Annotated in this window: 14 protein-coding genes and 1 pseudogene; 8 read left to right on the forward strand and 7 right to left on the reverse strand. The window is 60.9% G+C overall.

The window, feature by feature from the left end; translation table 11 throughout:
* Positions 1 to 58: 58 nt before the first annotated feature.
* The 4 genes from LB526_RS07365 to LB526_RS07380 all read right to left on the reverse strand — a co-directional run bounded on the left by LB526_RS07365 (position 59) and on the right by LB526_RS07380 (position 4,301).
* Complete coding sequence (locus tag LB526_RS07365) at positions 59 to 1,678, reverse strand: MFS transporter (protein WP_224627054.1); 1,620 nt, start codon at positions 1,676 to 1,678, stop codon at positions 59 to 61.
* On the reverse strand, positions 1,675 to 2,769 hold the full coding sequence (locus LB526_RS07370) for an HlyD family secretion protein (RefSeq protein WP_224627055.1): 1,095 nt from the start codon (positions 2,767 to 2,769) through the stop codon (positions 1,675 to 1,677). Before LB526_RS07370 ends, LB526_RS07365 begins: the two co-directional genes overlap by 4 nt.
* A gap of 251 nt (positions 2,770 to 3,020) precedes the next feature.
* Entirely contained in the window at positions 3,021 to 3,431 is a 411-nt protein-coding gene (locus tag LB526_RS07375) for a GlcG/HbpS family heme-binding protein (protein ID WP_140502839.1), read from the reverse strand.
* Positions 3,432 to 3,464: 33 nt separating this feature from the next.
* Complete coding sequence (locus LB526_RS07380) at positions 3,465 to 4,301, reverse strand: enoyl-CoA hydratase/isomerase family protein (protein WP_224582104.1); 837 nt, start codon at positions 4,299 to 4,301, stop codon at positions 3,465 to 3,467.
* 283 nt (positions 4,302 to 4,584) lie between these two features.
* On the opposite strand from LB526_RS07380, the gene LB526_RS07385 reads away from it, so the two are divergent.
* The 6 genes from LB526_RS07385 to LB526_RS07410 all read left to right on the forward strand — a co-directional run bounded on the left by LB526_RS07385 (position 4,585) and on the right by LB526_RS07410 (position 10,150).
* On the forward strand, positions 4,585 to 5,169 hold the full coding sequence (locus LB526_RS07385) for a hypothetical protein (RefSeq protein WP_224627057.1): 585 nt from the start codon (positions 4,585 to 4,587) through the stop codon (positions 5,167 to 5,169).
* A gap of 415 nt (positions 5,170 to 5,584) precedes the next feature.
* The gene (locus LB526_RS07390; protein WP_224627059.1) at positions 5,585 to 6,859 is read left to right on the forward strand and encodes an epoxide hydrolase family protein; all 1,275 of its coding nucleotides are present in this window, start codon (positions 5,585 to 5,587) and stop codon (positions 6,857 to 6,859) included.
* A 207-nt stretch (positions 6,860 to 7,066) separates the two neighbouring features.
* Positions 7,067 to 7,663 carry a VOC family protein gene (locus LB526_RS07395; protein WP_224582279.1) on the forward strand — a complete coding sequence of 199 codons (597 nt, stop codon included), beginning with the start codon at positions 7,067 to 7,069 and terminating at the stop codon, positions 7,661 to 7,663.
* Positions 7,664 to 7,773: 110 nt separating this feature from the next.
* Entirely contained in the window at positions 7,774 to 8,550 is a 777-nt protein-coding gene (locus LB526_RS07400; RefSeq protein ID WP_224627060.1) for an alpha/beta fold hydrolase, read from the forward strand.
* Between the two features lie 182 nt (positions 8,551 to 8,732).
* Positions 8,733 to 9,731 (forward strand): alpha/beta fold hydrolase, encoded by a 999-nt coding sequence (locus LB526_RS07405; RefSeq protein WP_411962590.1) that lies wholly within the window; start codon positions 8,733 to 8,735, stop codon positions 9,729 to 9,731.
* A gap of 89 nt (positions 9,732 to 9,820) precedes the next feature.
* Positions 9,821 to 10,150 (forward strand): alpha/beta fold hydrolase, encoded by a 330-nt coding sequence (locus LB526_RS07410; RefSeq protein ID WP_224627062.1) that lies wholly within the window; start codon positions 9,821 to 9,823, stop codon positions 10,148 to 10,150.
* Positions 10,151 to 10,582: 432 nt separating this feature from the next.
* Here LB526_RS07410 and LB526_RS07415 read toward each other — a convergent pair whose 3' ends face one another.
* Positions 10,583 to 10,957, reverse strand: coding sequence for a response regulator (locus LB526_RS07415; protein WP_140502853.1), 375 nt, complete (start codon positions 10,955 to 10,957; stop codon positions 10,583 to 10,585).
* Positions 10,954 to 13,749: a PAS domain-containing protein gene (locus LB526_RS07420; RefSeq protein WP_224627064.1), complete on the reverse strand. Its 2,796-nt coding sequence runs from the start codon at positions 13,747 to 13,749 to the stop codon at positions 10,954 to 10,956. Before LB526_RS07420 ends, LB526_RS07415 begins: the two co-directional genes overlap by 4 nt.
* A gap of 725 nt (positions 13,750 to 14,474) precedes the next feature.
* Here LB526_RS07420 and LB526_RS07425 point away from each other — a divergent pair.
* Positions 14,475 to 14,746, forward strand: a pseudogene (locus tag LB526_RS07425) (hypothetical protein); the annotation flags it as partial.
* A gap of 161 nt (positions 14,747 to 14,907) precedes the next feature.
* Here LB526_RS07425 and LB526_RS07430 read toward each other — a convergent pair.
* On the reverse strand, positions 14,908 to 15,501 hold the full coding sequence (locus LB526_RS07430; RefSeq protein ID WP_224582097.1) for a redoxin domain-containing protein: 594 nt from the start codon (positions 15,499 to 15,501) through the stop codon (positions 14,908 to 14,910).
* A gap of 246 nt (positions 15,502 to 15,747) precedes the next feature.
* Here LB526_RS07430 and LB526_RS07435 point away from each other — a divergent pair, with 246 nt between their 5' ends.
* Positions 15,748 to 16,404 (forward strand): MEDS domain-containing protein, encoded by a 657-nt coding sequence (locus LB526_RS07435; RefSeq protein WP_224530498.1) that lies wholly within the window; start codon positions 15,748 to 15,750, stop codon positions 16,402 to 16,404.
* The last annotated feature ends 1 nt before the right edge of the window (position 16,405 follow it).

The raw sequence follows: 16,405 nt of genomic DNA on the forward strand, positions 1-16,405 counted from the left end.
AGTTTTCGCTCGGCATGCGATGAATGTGTGAAACCCGAATTTCGCAGTAGATGTGGCATCACCGAAGCATGTCTTGCTTATGCGCGGCTGTCCGGTTGCGCCTGACGGCTCCGAGGCCGAGCAATCGCTTAGCCAGAATGAGAAACGGCGCGGCGACCGCGAACAGCAGGACGAAAGAGAAGAAAGCTTCATCGAAAGAGATAACCGCGGCCTGCCTGTCGAGCGCGTGCTGCAACAATAAGACCGCTCCCTTTGTCGATGCAGTGCTGTCGACACCGTTTGACGCCAAAGCGCTCGCAGCAGCCCTCAAGCGCTGGTCAGCCGCGGGATCGCCACTGAAAACGTGGGCAACCAGTATCGTCCGGTTATACGCATTCTGGTGGTCAATATATGTTTGCAGAAGGGCCGTGCCGGCCAAACCACCAACCTGCTTGCCAAAATTGAACAGGCCAATGCCGAACGGAAGCGCGTCGGCCGCAAGCCCCTGGAGGGTGATCATCGTCAACGCCATGAACAGAAGACCAAGACCGAGTCCGCGCAGGAGCAACGGAACGGCCAGGTCCGCCGAACCGCTGCCGCTCGTCGAACCAGACAGCAGCCACATGGCTCCGGCGAAGAGCAAAATTCCGAATGGAGCAAGCATGATCGCACGTATCCCCGCCTTTTCGATCAGAAGGCCCGACAGCAGAAGTGCCAGCGCAAGCGCGGCTCCGCTGGGCAGCAGAAGCACTCCCGCGCCCGTGGCGGTGAAATCGAGGACGGTCAGGGCAAAAGTGGGAATGAGATAGGCGCTGCCAGAAAGGGCAAAGCCAGCAAGCAGGCTGGCGAGAAGTCCGAAGCGGAAGTCCGGATCGCCAAGTGGCGAGATCGGCAACAAAGAGCCTCGTGGACGGAACCCGATTTCGCCGATAGCCAGAAGGCCGACAGACATGACACCGAGCGCGGCAAGGACAGCAATGTCGGTGTCATCGAACCAATTGAACCTGCTGCCCTGCAGCAGGACGTAGGTCAAAAGCGTGGTACCGATGCCAAGCAAAATTACCCTGTGGATAGGAAGCTTGGCATCTCGCCAAAATGTCGCGTCACCCTCCGCCGCCAGCAGGATAAGGGAGGCGAGGCCCAGCGGAATGTTGGCCAGAAATATCCAGTCCCAGGTGAGATGGTCGACAAGCCAACCATGGAGAGCAGGCGTGATTGTCGTCGGAGCCATCACGGCGCCTGTAGCAAAAACTGCCTGAACGACCGGCTGGTGTCGATGCGGAAACCGTAAAAACAGTAAGGTCTGGCCGGCGACCAGGATTGTGCCACCGGCCAGCCCCTGGGCAACGCGGCAGACGCAAATCCAGACGAGATCGGCCGACAATGTCATTGCAGCGGAGGCCAGAAGAAGGATGACAGCCCCTGCGCGCAAGCAGGCAGTAGGCCTGACCGCTCTGACAAGGAGTGGAGCGACAAGGAAGGAAGTCAGCTTAGCGGCGATGAAAACAATATCGATCATCGCCAGTCCGTCCGGCGTTGCGTGGGTGTCGCCAAGCAGGCCGATCCGGCCGATGGACAGAGCAGTGGATGCGATCGCATCCATGAGCGCGGCCAGTACAACAGCGCCTGTTACGGATAAAGCGCGCAGCCGCGCGTCGAGAAGGTGCTGCGCCGACCGCTTTTCGACAAGGTGGGTCACTGTATTGGTTGTCCGTTCGCGATTCCGCCGGTCTGTGGTTTCAGCGCCGCCGCCCAAGTGTCTCCGGCGCTGACGGCGATAGCAACACGAGCCGAAAGGCCAGGAACCAGGCGGCCGGGCAAGGGGTTGCGCATTATCCTGATCTTGACCGGCACGCGCTGAACGACGCGGATGAAATTTCCCGTGGCGTTGTCTGGCGGCAGCAGGCTAAATGCCGCACCACTGCCGGGAGAGAAGCTGTCGACGACGCCGTCAATTTCGAGGTCTGGATACTCGTCGACAGTCACACGTACCCGTTGCCCTATGTTTACCAGCTCTAGCTGCGTTTCCTTAAAATTCGCGACAATCCAAACGTCTTTTACAGGAACAATGTCCAACGCCGCAGTACCCGCAGTGACATATCGCCCGACACGTATCTGACGATTACCAACAATTCCGTCGATCGGGGCCTTCACCACCGTGTTGGACAGGTCGAGCATAGCTAGGTCGAGCGCAGCCTCCGCCTGTGATTGGGCTGCTTCCGCGCTGGCCAACTGTGCACCCAGGACGTCTAACTTCAGCCTTTGAGCCAAAACATTGGCGTCTGCGCCATCCACCGATGCTTTTGCTTTGTCATAAGCCGCCTGCGCATCTTGCAGTTTCTGATCGCTCGCGGTCCCGTTCCTCTGCAGGGTGACGTAGCGGTCGAGGTTGGAGCGCGCAAACTGCAGATCGGCTGCAGCTGATTGCCTCTGCGCGTCGGCCTGCACGATCAAGGCCTTCTGCAATGCAGAGGTGGCCACGATGTTGTCAACTTCCGCCTTCCTGGCGGCGGCGTTGGCCTTCGCCTGCTCCACCTTGGCCCGATAATCGTTGTCGTCGACTCGAAACAGGACAGCGCCCTTCAAAACACTCGCGTTGTCATCTACGTCGACCTCCACCACATAACCGGCGAGCTTCGGAGCGATACTGGTGATGTCTCCACGCAGATATGCGTTGTCAGTCGTTTCCTCGAAGCGGCCTATTGTGAACCACTGCCAGCCCCACGAAGCCGCCAGCGATGTCACGAAAAGGACAACGATGACGATTGCGATCCTGCGAACTCGGCTCATGGCTGCCTCGGCCTCAAATCGACGCACTCGCCGTCGATGGAGATGTTCGCGCCCCTGACAGCAAGACGATCGGTGATGTTGCAGATCGTGGGTGGCCAGTGGAGTTTCACGAACCTGTCTCCATCAAAATCCAGACGTGCAGGGCGTAGAACGGCGAATGATTATTGACTTCACGGCCTCGCCGCCAAAAAGCCACACAGGGTCTCGTCTGCCCGCCGGGCGGCCGGCGAGCAAGACTCATCCTTCTTCGATCAAGCAGCCACCTGGGCGCGCTCCTGCAGAGCAGCTTCAACGATAGCCACGTCTTCCTCGGCCGTTCCGCCGCTGACGCCGATACCAGCGTACACCTCGCCCTTCTCGGTCAACGGGACGCCGCCACCCATGGGGCAGAAGCGGCCGCCACCAACCGAAGGGAGCACGTAGAGCGATTGACCAGGCTGCACCAATGTCAGCAGATCAATCGTGCGCATCCGCACCAGGGCCGAGGTGTAGGCCTTCCGCTCCGATATCTCGAGTGAGAACAGCGGGGCGCCGTTCATGCGATGCTGGAGCACGAGGTTGCCATGGACGTCGACAATGCAGACGGCTACCGGAATCTTGGCTTTGATTGCTTCAGCCTCTACGCGCTCGGCCAGCTTCTTGGCTGTCATGAGCAAATCCATGAGAGTCATCCTTTCTGAACGTTTGGTGATTGCCTAGCGAGGCAGCTCGCCGAGGTGGAACCCCAGCCGATTTTCAACATCGCCGGGCGTTTGGAAGCCTTTGGCAGTCAGGGCTTTGATGCCACTCTGCGCGGCGGGCCGCCCGAGCGAGGCGATACAGGCCTCCCATCCGGCGCCGAGTTCGACATCCGGCGGCAAGCTGGTATTCACCAGCCGCTTGGTCTGGCCGATGGCCCACTTGTCGAAGCCGGAGATGCGGGTGGCGAGCGCTTCAACGTAGGCGTCGAGTTCAGCGTCGGGAAGCGCCCGGTTGATGTAGCCGTAGGCTTCCGCCTTGTCGGCGGAAATGTCCTCCGAGCTCAGCAGCACCTCCATGGCGCGATTTCGCCCGATAAGGTTAGGCAGCCGAGCCATCGGCCCGCCGCCAGCCACCATGCCCACGCCGACTTCCCACTGCGAGATGATCGTCTTCTCCTTGCTGGCGAAGCTCATGTCGCAGGAAAGCAGCAGCTCGCTGCCGTTGCCAGTCGCGCGCCCACGGATCAGCGCGATCGAAACCACAGGGGCACGCGTAAGGCGCACGAGGAAATCGGGCCAGGGCGGCAAGCCCGTCGGTCCGGGTGACATCGAGGTCATCTCTTCCAGAGGGGCCATGAAGTCTGAATGGTTCAGGAAGAAATCTTCGGCCGCGCTGTCGAAGACCACGACCCTGACGTCACCGTCAGCCTCGATGGCGTCGATCGTGGCCTGGAACTGCCGCACCATCTCCGGTCCCATGACATTGAGTGGCGGGTTGTTGAAGGTGACACGCCAGCAAGCGGCCGTGTATCGGACCAGGCGAATTTGTGAAGCGATTGTCTTGGCGTCCACTGAAACCTCCTTTGGCAAATAATTGCGAGACGCTTGTCAGTTACCGCTCAAATTCGTGCACTTCGATTGGACCTACGTATCGGCGATACTATCGTCTCGACGATATCGTTCAGTGGGGAGTGATCTAGCCAAGCCCGAAGTGAAGAAGGCCGGCCCAGGCGCATTCGCCTTAGGTATCGGCGATACCTTGGCGCAATAGATCAGCAGGATCGCCTCTGCTCTGAGTGGATCGAGCACCACGCGACAATTCCGTCGATGGCGCGGACTTTGCGAAGGATCCGTTATGCAACTTGTCACGACCAGTACGCGCACTACACCCCGCCAGTTGCGATTGGCAGCCTTGCGCGGCGACGCGGTCGCAATGCTTGCACTGAGCATGGCGGCGCAGCGGATGCGCGCAACACCCTCGGCCCGCCGGGCTCCGGTGATTCCGACTGATGATGGGACCATGGACCTTGGTGGCCACGTGGGAAGCATATGTGCGGCTCTGTCGGAGCAGCTGCGAGTTCGGCTCAGCGTCAAGACGGACGAGATACGGCTAGACGCCGCTTGTTGCCGGCGGGTGGGACTGATCCTATCCGAGCTGGTCCGCAGCGCGGCGCGCCACAATCTCAAGGGCCGGCGAGGAGCTATCGCGGTTACTTTGAGTGGATGGGGCGGCAATGTGCGCTGCCTGGTCAGAGGCAGCCGCTCGACGGCGGCGGACTCCCAGGAGCGTCCTGAGCGGCGGCGGGTCCGAACCCTGGCTGAGGAACTCGGCGGATCGGTCGACTGGTGGTTCACCGAGTCCGGATCGTTCGCCGGCCTGCATTTCTCGATCGAGCGATCCAAGGATTTGCCGTCGCAACTGAACGCGGATTTAACGTGATGCGTGGGTCAGAGATGCTCGGCGCGCGTCGCGACGCAGAGCTCTGACCAACAGAGCGAGGATTGCCATTTCCACGATGCCCGGCGAGCCATTGTTCGCATCAGCCTGGCGAGGAGTTGCTCTTGGCCGTCCGACCGCAAGACATCGCGTGGAAGCGGTTCACTGCCTACCCGCCAGCCACGCCCGCATAGCGATCCTGGTAAGACCGACCCCGGCTCATATGCTGTACGGGTCAGTTGACCAGCGAACTCGCATCGTGGCCTCGCTGCTGGTCTTGTCCTTATGAAGGACAGCAGACGCCTGGTAGCCCAGCAATACAAAAGTATCGGCGATACCATCGTGTGATGGATTCGCCTTCGCCGACAGTTGATCTGTTAGCAGCATTCGAAAAAACCAATTTAGACAGGAGGACGTCATGACACGACGCGAACTACTTGCCGCCGCAGCCGCCGCCGGGGCTGCCAACATGCTTCCCGGAACATCCCAAGCGGCGGAAGGGTTGATCCGTCCCTTCACTGTCAACTTCCGAGACAGCGACCTCGACGATCTGCGCCGGCGGGTGATGGCGACCCGCTGGCCCGATAAGGAGACCGTTGCGGACGATACGCAGGGCGTGCAACTGGCGACGATTCAGAAACTAGCGCAGCACTGGGCGAAGGATTACGACTGGCGCAAGGTGGAGGCCCGCCTCAACGCGCTTCCGCAGTTCATTACGGAGATCGACGGGCTGGACATCCACTTCATTCACGTGCGTTCCAGGCACGAGAACGCGCTGCCGATCATCGTGACGCATGGCTGGCCTGGCTCGATCATAGAACAGCTGAAGATCATCGAGCCGCTTACCAATCCGACCGCGCATGGCCGAACCGAAGGCGATGCGTTTCACGTCGTGATCCCCTCGCTTCCAGGTTATGGCTTCTCGGGCAAGCCGACCGCACCGGGATGGACCCCCGTCCGCATCGCCAAGGCATGGGCAAGGCTGATGCAGCGCCTCGGTTACATGAAATACGTGGCGCAGGGCGGCGATTGGGGGAACGCCGTCTCTGAGCAGATGGCTCTGCAGGAGCCACCGGGATTGCTGGGCATCCACACCAACATGGCCGCAACGGTGCCCGCCGATATCTCCAAGGCACTGGCGGCAGGGGCTGCTGCGCCCTCCGACCTTTCGCCGGACGAGAAGCGTGCTTACGGCCAGCTCGACGACTTCAACAAAAACGGGCTGGGATATGCGATCGAGATGAACAACCGTCCGCAGACGCTGTACGGCATCGTGGATTCGCCTGTCGGGCTGGCCGCCTGGATGCTTGACCACGACATTCGCAGTTACAGGCTCATCACGCGCGTCTTTGATGGGAGCGCCGAAGGGCTGACGAAGGATGACATCGTCGACAATGTCACGCTGTACTGGTTGACCAATACGGCGATCTCGTCGGGCCGCCTCTATTGGGACAATGCACATTTCCCGACGGGGGGTTTCTTCGATCCGCGTGGCATCAAGATCCCAGTTGCCGTGAGCGCCTTCCCGGACGAGATCTATCAGGCGCCGCAAAGCTGGGCTGAAAAAGCCTATCCGAAGCTGATCCACTACAACCGGCTCGCCAAGGGCGGGCACTTCGCGGCCTGGGAACAGCCGACGGTGTTTTGCGCAGAGCTCAGAGACGCCTTCCGCCCGCTGCGCCAGTCCATCTGAAGCCGAAGGGCAGCCATCAGGTCGTCCGCATTTCAAAACGGCGGTCGGACCGGCAGGTCGGTCCGCCGAGGCGGCGCAGGGCGGCAACATACTGCTTGTGACAAAACCAAGAGAAGGAGAACGACCATGTCATCCACGGTTGAAGCGCGGCAGGTCGAGACCACGTTGGAAACATCAGTCCGCACAGCGAGCGCGCCGCCCATCGATATGAAGCTCGAAGTGATCGCTATCCCTGTCTCGGATGTCGATCGCGCCAAGAGCTTCTACGGCGGCTTAGACTGGAGGCTTGATGCCGACTTCGTGGTCGGCGACGTGTTCAGGGTCGTTCAGTTCACTCCGCCCGGCTCATCAGGCTCGATCCACTTCGGCAAGGGCATCACCTCGGCCGCTCCGGGCTCGGCGCATGGCCTCTTTCTCGTCGTCTCTAACATCGAGGCGGCGCGTGCCGACCTCATTGCTCACGGCGCCGAGGTCAGCGAGGTGTTCCATCGCGCCGGACCGGGCCAGCCCGCGATCAGCGGTCGCGATCCTGAAGGGCGCAGCTACGTCTCGTATGCTACATTCAGCGATCCTGACGACAACGGCTGGGTGCTGCAGGAAATCATTGCTCGGCTTCCTGGCCGGATCGACGGCAATTCGACAAGCTTCGCCTCTGAAGCGGATCTGGCTGCCGCGATGCGGCGCGCGTCGGTGGCCCACGGTGAGCACGAGCAGCGGAGCGGCGGCCGCCGTGATGAGAATTGGCCGGACTGGTACGCCGCCTACATGGCGGCGGAGCAGACCGGAAAGCCCCTGCCGCAATAGGCCAAGCCCTGGGGGGCATGGGTTGGACGCCCAGGCTCGTCCACACCGAGGAGGCACGCCTACGTCTCCGCGCGGTTCGCGGGATACCTCAAACATGAAGGGACATTCAGATGAAAACACTTCTCGCAGCCTTTGCGATCGCCAGCGCCTCGTTCGGCAATGCATATGCGCACGCCGACAAACCCACGATCGTTCTGGTTCACGGTGCGTTCGCGGATTCGTCGAGTTGGAACGGCGTCGTCAAAATCCTCGAGAAGGATGGCTATCGCGTCGTAGCTGTCGCCAATCCGCTACGTGGGGTCAAAAACGACGCCGGCTACGTCGCCGACATCCTTGGCTCCATCAAATCGCCTGTCGTTCTCGTTGGGCATTCCTACGGCGGCTCCGTCATCAGCGAGGCGGCCGAAGGCCACGCCAACGTCAAGGCGCTGGTCTATGTCGCCGCCTTCGCGCCGGATACGGGCGAGACAGCCGCGCAACTCGCCGCCCAGTATCCCGGCAGCACGCTCGGTCCGGCCCTCTCGCCGCCAGTCAGCCTGTCAAGCGGAGGCAAGGATCTCTACATCCGGCAGGACAGGTTCCACGGGCAGTTCGCCGCCGACGTCCCCGAGGCCGAAACCAGGTTGATGGCCGCGGCGCAGAGGCCCATTGAAGAAGCGGCGCTGAACGAAATCCAAACTGAAGCGGCGTGGAAAGAGTTTCCAACCTGGTTCATCTACGGGGCCGGTGACAAGAACATACCGGCGGAAGCTTCAGCATTCATGGCTGCTCGGGCCCACTCACGGGATACCGTGGTCATCAAGGGCGCCTCGCATTTGGTGATGGTGTCGCACCCTGAAGCCGTGGCGCGGCTGATCGAGAAGGCCGCTAAGGAGACATCACGATGAAAGCCGTCGTGATGGGGCGTCGACTGGCGCGACATGCGACATTGATGGCGACCAGCGGCTCGGATCTTGATCAGGCATGCCAAGGAAATCGAGATTAGTCCTGCCACAGGAGAGGCATCACCATGGACAGTGTTTCCGACAGGATCGATGAGCGCCGTCGCCACATAATCGGCGCGGCGGCAATGACCCTCGCGATCGCCGAACTCGGTGTGACCACGGCCGCGAAGGCCGCACCCGGCGGAGCCGACAAGACGACCGCGTCAGCGATGCAGACAACACACAACTCGGTTGGCGCACCGAAGCAGATTGACGCCGGCGTCCTGAATGTCGGCTATGTCGAACTGGGACCAGCCGACGGCGCGCCTGTCATCCTGCTGCACGGCTGGCCCTACGATATCCATACTTACGTCGACGTCGCTCCGTTGCTGGCGTCCAAGGGATATCGCGTGATCGTACCTCACCTGCGTGGCTATGGCACGACGCGGTTTCAGTCAGGCGAAACGCCGCGCAATGGCCAGCAGGCGGCAATCGCATCCGACGTCATCGCCCTGATGGATGCGCTCGGCATCGGGAAGGCCACTATAGGCGGCTGCGACTGGGGTGCCCGCACGGCAAACATCATTGCCGCGCTGTGGCCGGAGCGCTGCAAGTCGATGGTCTCGGTCAGCGGCTACCTGATCGGCAACCAGCAGGCCGGCAAGTCGCCGCTGCCGCCCAAGGCTGAGCTTCAATGGTGGTACCAGTACTACTTCGCCACCGACCGTGGCCGGGCGGGGTACGAGAAATACACGCGCGATTTCGCAAGGCTGATCTGGCAGCTTGCCTCGCCGCAATGGAACTTTGACGACGCCACCTTCGAGCGCAGTGCGGCGTCCTTCGACAATCCGGATCATGTCGATATCGTGATGCACAATTACCGCTGGCGGCTCGAGCTGGCGGAAGGCGAGGCGCGATACGACGCGCTGGAACAGCGGCTCGCTGAGGCGCCCGTTATCTCCGTGCCGACAATCACGCTCGAAGGCGACGCCAATGGTGCGCCGCATCCGGAAGCCAGCGCCTATGCGAAGATGTTCTCCGGCAAGTACGAGCATCGGTTGATCGCGGGCGGCATCGGCCACAACCTTCCCCAGGAAGCGCCGCAAGCCTTCACGCAGGCCATCATCGACGTAAGCGGGATGTGATCCGATGGCGCATCCGATCATTTACCGCACGATTTTCGGTCGATGGTCTTCCGATCTTCGACTGCGAAGCAGGAGACCGCGATGCGCCGGTGATCCTGCTCCTCCACGGATTGCCGTCGTCGTCGCGCATGTATCAGCCGCTGCTTGCGCGACTCTCGGACCGTTATCATCTGGTCGAGCCGGACTATCCCGGGTTTGGTCATAGCGCTGCGCCTGTCCCCAACGCGTTTGGCCACACTTTCGACCACCTAGCTGAGGTCATTACCCGCTTCACCGAGGTTCTGGCACTCTCCCGTTACAGCCTGTTCATGCAGGATTACGGCGGTCCGGTGGGCTTCCGCATGGCGATGGCTCATCCCGACCGCCTGCAATCGCGGATCGTGCAGCATGCCCACGACACGGGCCTCGGCGCTGCCTGAGCTCCCCGCCTCGCTTTCTGGGCAACCGCGCAACTCATGAAGAGACGCTGCGCAAGAAGCTCCTGTCGTTGGGGGCGACGCGCCGCCGCCACCGCGGCAGCGATCCGGCCGTCGAGCGCTATGACCTTGATCTGTGGACCGATGAATTCGCGATTCTCAGCCGACCCGGCCAGGCAGATATTCAGACGGGCCCGATAACCTAAAAAATTATCAGCCAAGCGGTGAAACCGCCGACATGAGGGTTGAAGGCCGTCGGCCGCCAACCCGCTTAGCCCCTCCAGTGCTTCGCGGACGGAGATGTCATCATCCACCATATTGACTGTCGAAGTAGCATCCGGCATGGCCGTCCACCGCCGTTGCACCCGGCACGTTGACCTCCACGCGCCCATGCATTTTAAGCCTCCCTTTCCTTGCAGACACAAGACAGGCGAATCACTTCGATCGAAGCACGCCCTGCAGCGCCTCCATCAGGGCGGTATCGCTGAACGGTTTCAGCAGACAATCGACAGCGCCGCGCTCATGAAGTCGGAGCCGTACCGCCCCATCGCCATGCGCTGTGATGAAAACGATCGGAATCTGCAGCTGCCGCCGGCTCAGTTCGCGCTGGAGATCAAGCCCGGACATTCCCGGCATCGCGATATCGAGCACCAGACACTCAGCCTGCCTGAGCTTATCGGATGCTAGAAACTCTTCAGCCGACGAAAATCCGCCCGCCTCGTAGCCGAACTCGCGCAGCAGGTCCGGAACCGACTCGCGTACCGACTCGTCGTCATCGATCACAGCGATGAACCTCCGGCGTTGCGTCATGCGTTCACCTCCGCACCGTCGCCAGCGTCCCCGGACGGGATTGAGACAATAAACGTAGCGCCGGGACCGTCATTCCGCTCGGCCCAGAGCCGGCCCTGGTGGTTCTCGACAATCGACCGGCTGACTGAGAGACCGATCCCCATGCCGTGCCTCTTGGTCGTATAGAACGGATGGAAGAGCTTCTCGGCGATTGCGGCCTCGAAACCCACGCCTGCATCCTGGACGACGACGCGCACGGCGTCGCAACCGTCGCGCTCCGTCGCCACGACCAGCTCCTTGGACCGGTCGGCGATACCGTCCATGGCCTGCATGGCATTCAAAATCAGGTTCATGATCACCTGCTGAAGCTGGACACGGTCTCCCTCCACAGATGGGAGCGCCTCGGCCAGTTGCACGCGCAAGCTCACGTTGGCCTTCTTCAACTCAGTCAACGTCAGCGCTATAACCTCTTGCGTGGCCGTGTTCACATCCACCGCTTCGATGACCGGGTCCTTCTTGCTGAAGAGCGACCGCAGCCTGGCGATCACATCCGCAGCCCGGTTGCCGTCTCGTATGGTTCGTCGTGCGGTCTCTCGCGCACCTGTCACGTTGGGTGGATCGGCTGCCAGCATGCGCAAGCACGTGCTGGCATTGGTGATGATGCCGGCCAACGGCTGATTGAGTTCATGGGCGATCGAAGCGGTGAGATGGCCCATGGTCATTACCCGCGTCATATGCGCGAGCTCGGCCTGGGCATCACGAAGCTCGTCTTGGGCCTGTTTCCAGTCGTGCATGTCCGCGCAGGCACCATGCCATTTGAGGATGCGGCCGTCTGCGTCGCGCAGCGGCAGCGCACTGGTCAACAGCCATCGATAGGTCTGATCCGACGCCCGCAGCGTCCGCACCTCGACCCGATAGGGATCACCGGTTGCGATGCAGTGCAGCCAAGCCCTCACCGTTGGCTCGACGTCGTCCGGGTGCAGCATCTTCGCCCAGCCGGTACCCATCGCTTCTTCGGGGGTGAAGCCGGTGAACTCCAGCAGCCGCTTGTTGCAGTAGTCAATCGAGCCATCCGCCGTAGCACTCCAGAGCATCTGGGGAATGGTTTCTGTCAATTGTCGCAGATTGAGCTCGCTCGCCCGCATGGCCGCTTCGGCGCGCTTCAGGTCTTCGATGTCTGTATTAACACCGAACCAGCGTACGACGTTGCCTGCATCATCCAGCACCGGGCTGGCGCGAAACAGGAAGCACCGATATTCCCCATCACATCGGCGGATTCGCGCCTCGGACTCTCCGCCACGACGCTCCGACATCATGGCGCGCCAATCGGCGATCAAATGCTCCCGATCGTCCGGGTGAAGGGCCAGCATCCAGCCGACGCCCCGCGCCTGTTCAAGTGAAAGTCCGACATAGTCGAGATAATGCTGATTCAAGAAGTCTGCATGGCCATCGGGAAGAGCGGTCCATGCCAAACCGGGAATCCCGCTGATGATCTGATCGAGATTCCGTTCGCTTGCGGCCAGACGGGCCTCGGCCTGCTTCCGGTCGTGAATGTCGATCTGCAGTACGCACCAGCGCACGATGCGGCCTTCGGCGTCCCGCATCGGATAGCCGCGATGGTCATTCCAACGATACTCGCCGTCCGCGCGGCGGATGCGGGCCTCGTGCTCATAGGCCGCGCCGGCCTCAATCGCCCGCTGCCAGGCGGCCTGCGAGGCGACCAGATCATCCGGATGCACGATGTTCTCCCACTGGGAGACCTCCTCGAAGCTCTTGCCGAAATAATCGCCGACCAGATGATTGACCGCCTCCAGTTCGCCGTCGGAATTGAAGAAGCCGATCGGCGCAGCGATGCTGTCCAGCATCGATCGCAGCATCAATTCGCTGGCGCGCAGCGAATCCTCCGCCTGCTGCCGCTGCCGTTCGGTCTGCCGCCAAGCATCGACGTCGGTGTTGATGCCGTACCACCGCACGACCTTTCCGGATTCATCGCGCAGGGGGCTGACCCGCATCAGGAACCAGCGATAGGTGCCGTCGAAGCGCCGCAGTCGCGCCTCGGTCTCGCCGGTCCGGCCGGCGGCCATGACGACTTTCCAAGTCTCAAGCAGATCATCGACATCGTCGGGGTGTACGGCCTGCTTCCAGCTGTCGTCGAGCATGCGGTCGAGCGGCAGGCCGACATAATCCAGGAAATTGTCGTTGAAGAACTCGACATTCCCGCTCGTATCGGCGGTCCAGGCCATCGCCGGCATCGTGTTGATGGTCAGTTTGAGATTGCGCTCGCTGGCCGCGAGAGCTTCTTCGGCCGACTTGCTGTCATGAATATCCAGATACAGCACACACCACCGCAGGATGCTGCCATCGGAATCGCGAACCGGAAATCCATGGAAACGCATCCAGCGATAGGGTCCGTGGGCCCGGCGGGCACGGACCTCGACATCATAGGGCTCGCCGGTCTCGATCGATCGCTGCCATGCCGCTTTCACACGCGGCAAATCAGCGGCGAATATCATTTCGCCCGAGGTCCAGTCCATGATCTCTTCGACGGATTTGCGGTGGTATTCCTGGCCGAACCGGTTGACCGCCACCATTTCGCCGGTTGGCGCGCATAGCGTGACCGGTGCCCCAATGCCGTCGATGAAGGATTTCAGCAAGATTTCCCGGAGGTGCGGATTTTCGTTGTCACGGTGCCGCACGGAAAGCTGGCGCCGCAAATCCTCACTGATGGCGGAGAGCTCGGCCGTCCGCTCTGCGACGCGTCGTTCGATCTCCTCGGCAATGCGCGGGTCGGTCGGCCCGTCTGCTGTCAGCATCGAAAATCTCCTCGATCCCAGAATGCGCCACTCGATCTTTCGCGCGCATTATACCTTGGTATCGGTTTGCCGAAGTTTCCGGGATTTCAACACGCTACGGCCATTCCCTTGGGCCGTCCAGTGAGACTGAATGGTTGATGTGCTACGGGTGTTCGATCCCGAGGAACAGGCTGAAATCGTCAGAGCGCTTGACCAGCTCCGTAAAGCGACTATTCGCCGACGTGCGAGAGCGACCGGACGGCGACCATCACTGTAACGCTGCCGGCAAACCGCGGAAGGGTCATTCTGTTCCATGTCTACCCGCCTGAACTGGCCTCCCCGTGGCGAGCGCACAGCTCTGTGTAATGGCACTCGAAACCAGCGGGCGTGACCGTTGCCTGCCAATTGGACGCGACACTTCGCGCTGGAATGGGCCGTATGCCTATATCGGCTTTGCCAAAAATGACGTTGGAAATTAAGACATGCGTTTATGGCGAGCCCTCTGCGGCCAGCGGCCACAATATTCTGAACGTAATCGTCCACCGACACAGCTAAACGGCCGCTTTCACGAATGTGAGCCAAGATTGGCGACTGGAGAGCGGCGCAAAAGTTCCTGCTCTGGTCCAGGCGAAAGTCAGCTATGGGTCAGACCTTCGCATTCGGCAAATGCCGACCCCGACGCAGCCCTGAGATCGCAGAGAGCGGCAATCGGGCCTGCACCCAATTGGCAACAGGTCATTTCGAACGGCGAAACGCGATGCGACGCGCTGGAACAGCGGCTCGCGCAGGCGCCTGTGATCGCCGCGTCGACAATCACGCTCGAAGGCACGCCAACGGTGCGCCGCACCCGGAAGCCAGCGCCTACGCGCGGATGTTCTCGGGCAAATATGAGCACCGGCTGATCAGTGGCGGCATCGGTCACAACCTGCCTCAGGAAGCGCCGGAGGCCTTTGCTCGGGGCCATCACCGACGTGAGCGCAACGTGATCCGGACCCGCCAATCAGCTACCGCATCATAGCGGTAGTTGGATTTCCGATCTCCTACCGCGAGGCGGGTGGGCGCAACCTCCATAGGGTGGCGGATTCGTCCCGCATGTACCAGCCGCTGCCCGGCGAAGGCCGGAGGACCGTCGGCCGACCGAGCGCATGCCAAAGCGTGCTGCCTCGCCTTCAACGCAATTCAATGCTCTGCCGCAATCTTCGAACTTGGCTTCTGGTAGGGATAGAAAAGCTCCCTTTGGCCCATTTGCCACGCCGACCTGAGTTCGGGTTTCGAAATATCCCAATCCATCCGAGATTTCATAGTCACCGCGCGCATGTCCTGGCGGAGCTCTTCCAATGTGGGTCGACCGAAGAACCAGTAGCCATTGTAGATCTTGTAGACGACCAGGCCAGGCTCCAAGACGACCACGTGAGGAATCATAGGATTGTGCAGGGGGTCCGTGTACTCCGCGATATCAAGGTCCTTTTGGATGATGCGCCGCGGGTCGGAAAGAAAAGGCCAATGGGCGCCAGCCCCCAATCGATACTCGTTCGTTTCCAGAAGATTGTCCGTCGTGATGGTCACGAGCCTGCAATATCCGACTTCCATTTCACCATAGAGCCGTACGAGCCCTTCGGTCTGCCGACGGTCCCGAGGACAAAACCCGCCTCTGCCGAGAACCACCACCATTGGGTCTTCTCCCTGCAGATCGGAAAGCTTTCGCCGTACGGCCGTGTGATCCGGCAACTCGTAATCCGGGAAATTGGACCCTGGAACAATGTCTGAGCGCATTTCGAAAACCTTCACTAACATGAGACCCAGGGCCAACAAGAGCGGAAGAACAATCAAAATCCATTATTCCAAGGTATCGGCGACACCATGGAACAATGAGTACCCCGGTGCGGGTTCCGACCGCTACGGCTGGAGACACCGTCGCAACCCGATGTCCCTCATCAAACCGACACCAACGCATAATGGACCTTGGTATTGGCCGCGTGCATGGTGGGACGGGGCGGAGCTGCGTCCCGTGAGGCAAACATGCATAAGAAGACGCCAGCCATTCCCTTCGCGGGATCCGAACTTGGCGAAATGCGGCACGCCTGCGCATTCTTTAACGGCGACGACGAGGCGTCTCGGGTGTTGCTTCCCTTCATGAAGGATGGCTTCGAGCGCGGTGACAAAGTCATCCACGTCGTCAATCCGGGCGAGCGCTGCAAGCATTTGCATCGCCTGGCAGCGGCGGGCGTTGATACAACGGCGGCGGAACAAAGCGGCCAGCTTGAATTTCGCACCAATACCGAAGCCTACCTTCGGGACGGTCGTTTCGATCAGGATCGAATGTTGGAGATCTTCGAACAGCTGGCGAGCGGCAACGTCAGAGGCGATTTTCCACTTAGCCGCATTGTCTGCCATATGGACTGGGCTTGTGAGGTCAGATCGCACATTGACGATCTGGTGGAGTTCGAAGCGCGGGTGAACGAGGTATGGTCGCGTCACGAGGACGCGGTCATCTGTGTGTACGATCTTGCGAAGTTCGGCGGCGACGCGGTCGTCGATATCATGCGGACGCATCCCATGATCGTCATAGGCGGCATACTGCAGCACAATCCATTCTTTGTACCGCCGGAAAATTTCCTTCAGGAACTGCGCCAACGCAGAGCCGGACAGCTGCTTCAGCCAGAAATGGACCTTTAGC

It is taken from the genome of Mesorhizobium sp. CA6, from assembly GCF_020165035.1.
GTDB lineage: Bacteria > Pseudomonadota > Alphaproteobacteria > Rhizobiales > Rhizobiaceae > Mesorhizobium.

Excerpts from the sequence above, each read along its gene's own strand:
- LB526_RS07370 (WP_224627055.1), bottom strand. The coding sequence starts at position 2,769 with ATGAGCCGAGTTCGCAGGATCGCAATCGTCATCGTTGTCCTTTTCGTG.
- LB526_RS07375 (WP_140502839.1), bottom strand. The coding sequence starts at position 3,431 with ATGGATTTGCTCATGACAGCCAAGAAGCTGGCCGAGCGCGTAGAGGCT.
- LB526_RS07385 (WP_224627057.1), top strand. The coding sequence starts at position 4,585 with ATGCAACTTGTCACGACCAGTACGCGCACTACACCCCGCCAGTTGCGA.
- LB526_RS07390 (WP_224627059.1), top strand. The coding sequence starts at position 5,585 with ATGACACGACGCGAACTACTTGCCGCCGCAGCCGCCGCCGGGGCTGCC.
- LB526_RS07395 (WP_224582279.1), top strand. The coding sequence starts at position 7,067 with ATGAAGCTCGAAGTGATCGCTATCCCTGTCTCGGATGTCGATCGCGCC.
- LB526_RS07400 (WP_224627060.1), top strand. The coding sequence starts at position 7,774 with ATGAAAACACTTCTCGCAGCCTTTGCGATCGCCAGCGCCTCGTTCGGC.
- LB526_RS07405 (WP_411962590.1), top strand. The coding sequence starts at position 8,733 with ATGACCCTCGCGATCGCCGAACTCGGTGTGACCACGGCCGCGAAGGCC.
- LB526_RS07415 (WP_140502853.1), bottom strand. The coding sequence starts at position 10,957 with ATGACGCAACGCCGGAGGTTCATCGCTGTGATCGATGACGACGAGTCG.
- LB526_RS07420 (WP_224627064.1), bottom strand. The coding sequence starts at position 13,749 with ATGCTGACAGCAGACGGGCCGACCGACCCGCGCATTGCCGAGGAGATC.
- LB526_RS07430 (WP_224582097.1), bottom strand. The coding sequence starts at position 15,501 with ATGCGCTCAGACATTGTTCCAGGGTCCAATTTCCCGGATTACGAGTTG.
- LB526_RS07435 (WP_224530498.1), top strand. The coding sequence starts at position 15,748 with ATGCATAAGAAGACGCCAGCCATTCCCTTCGCGGGATCCGAACTTGGC.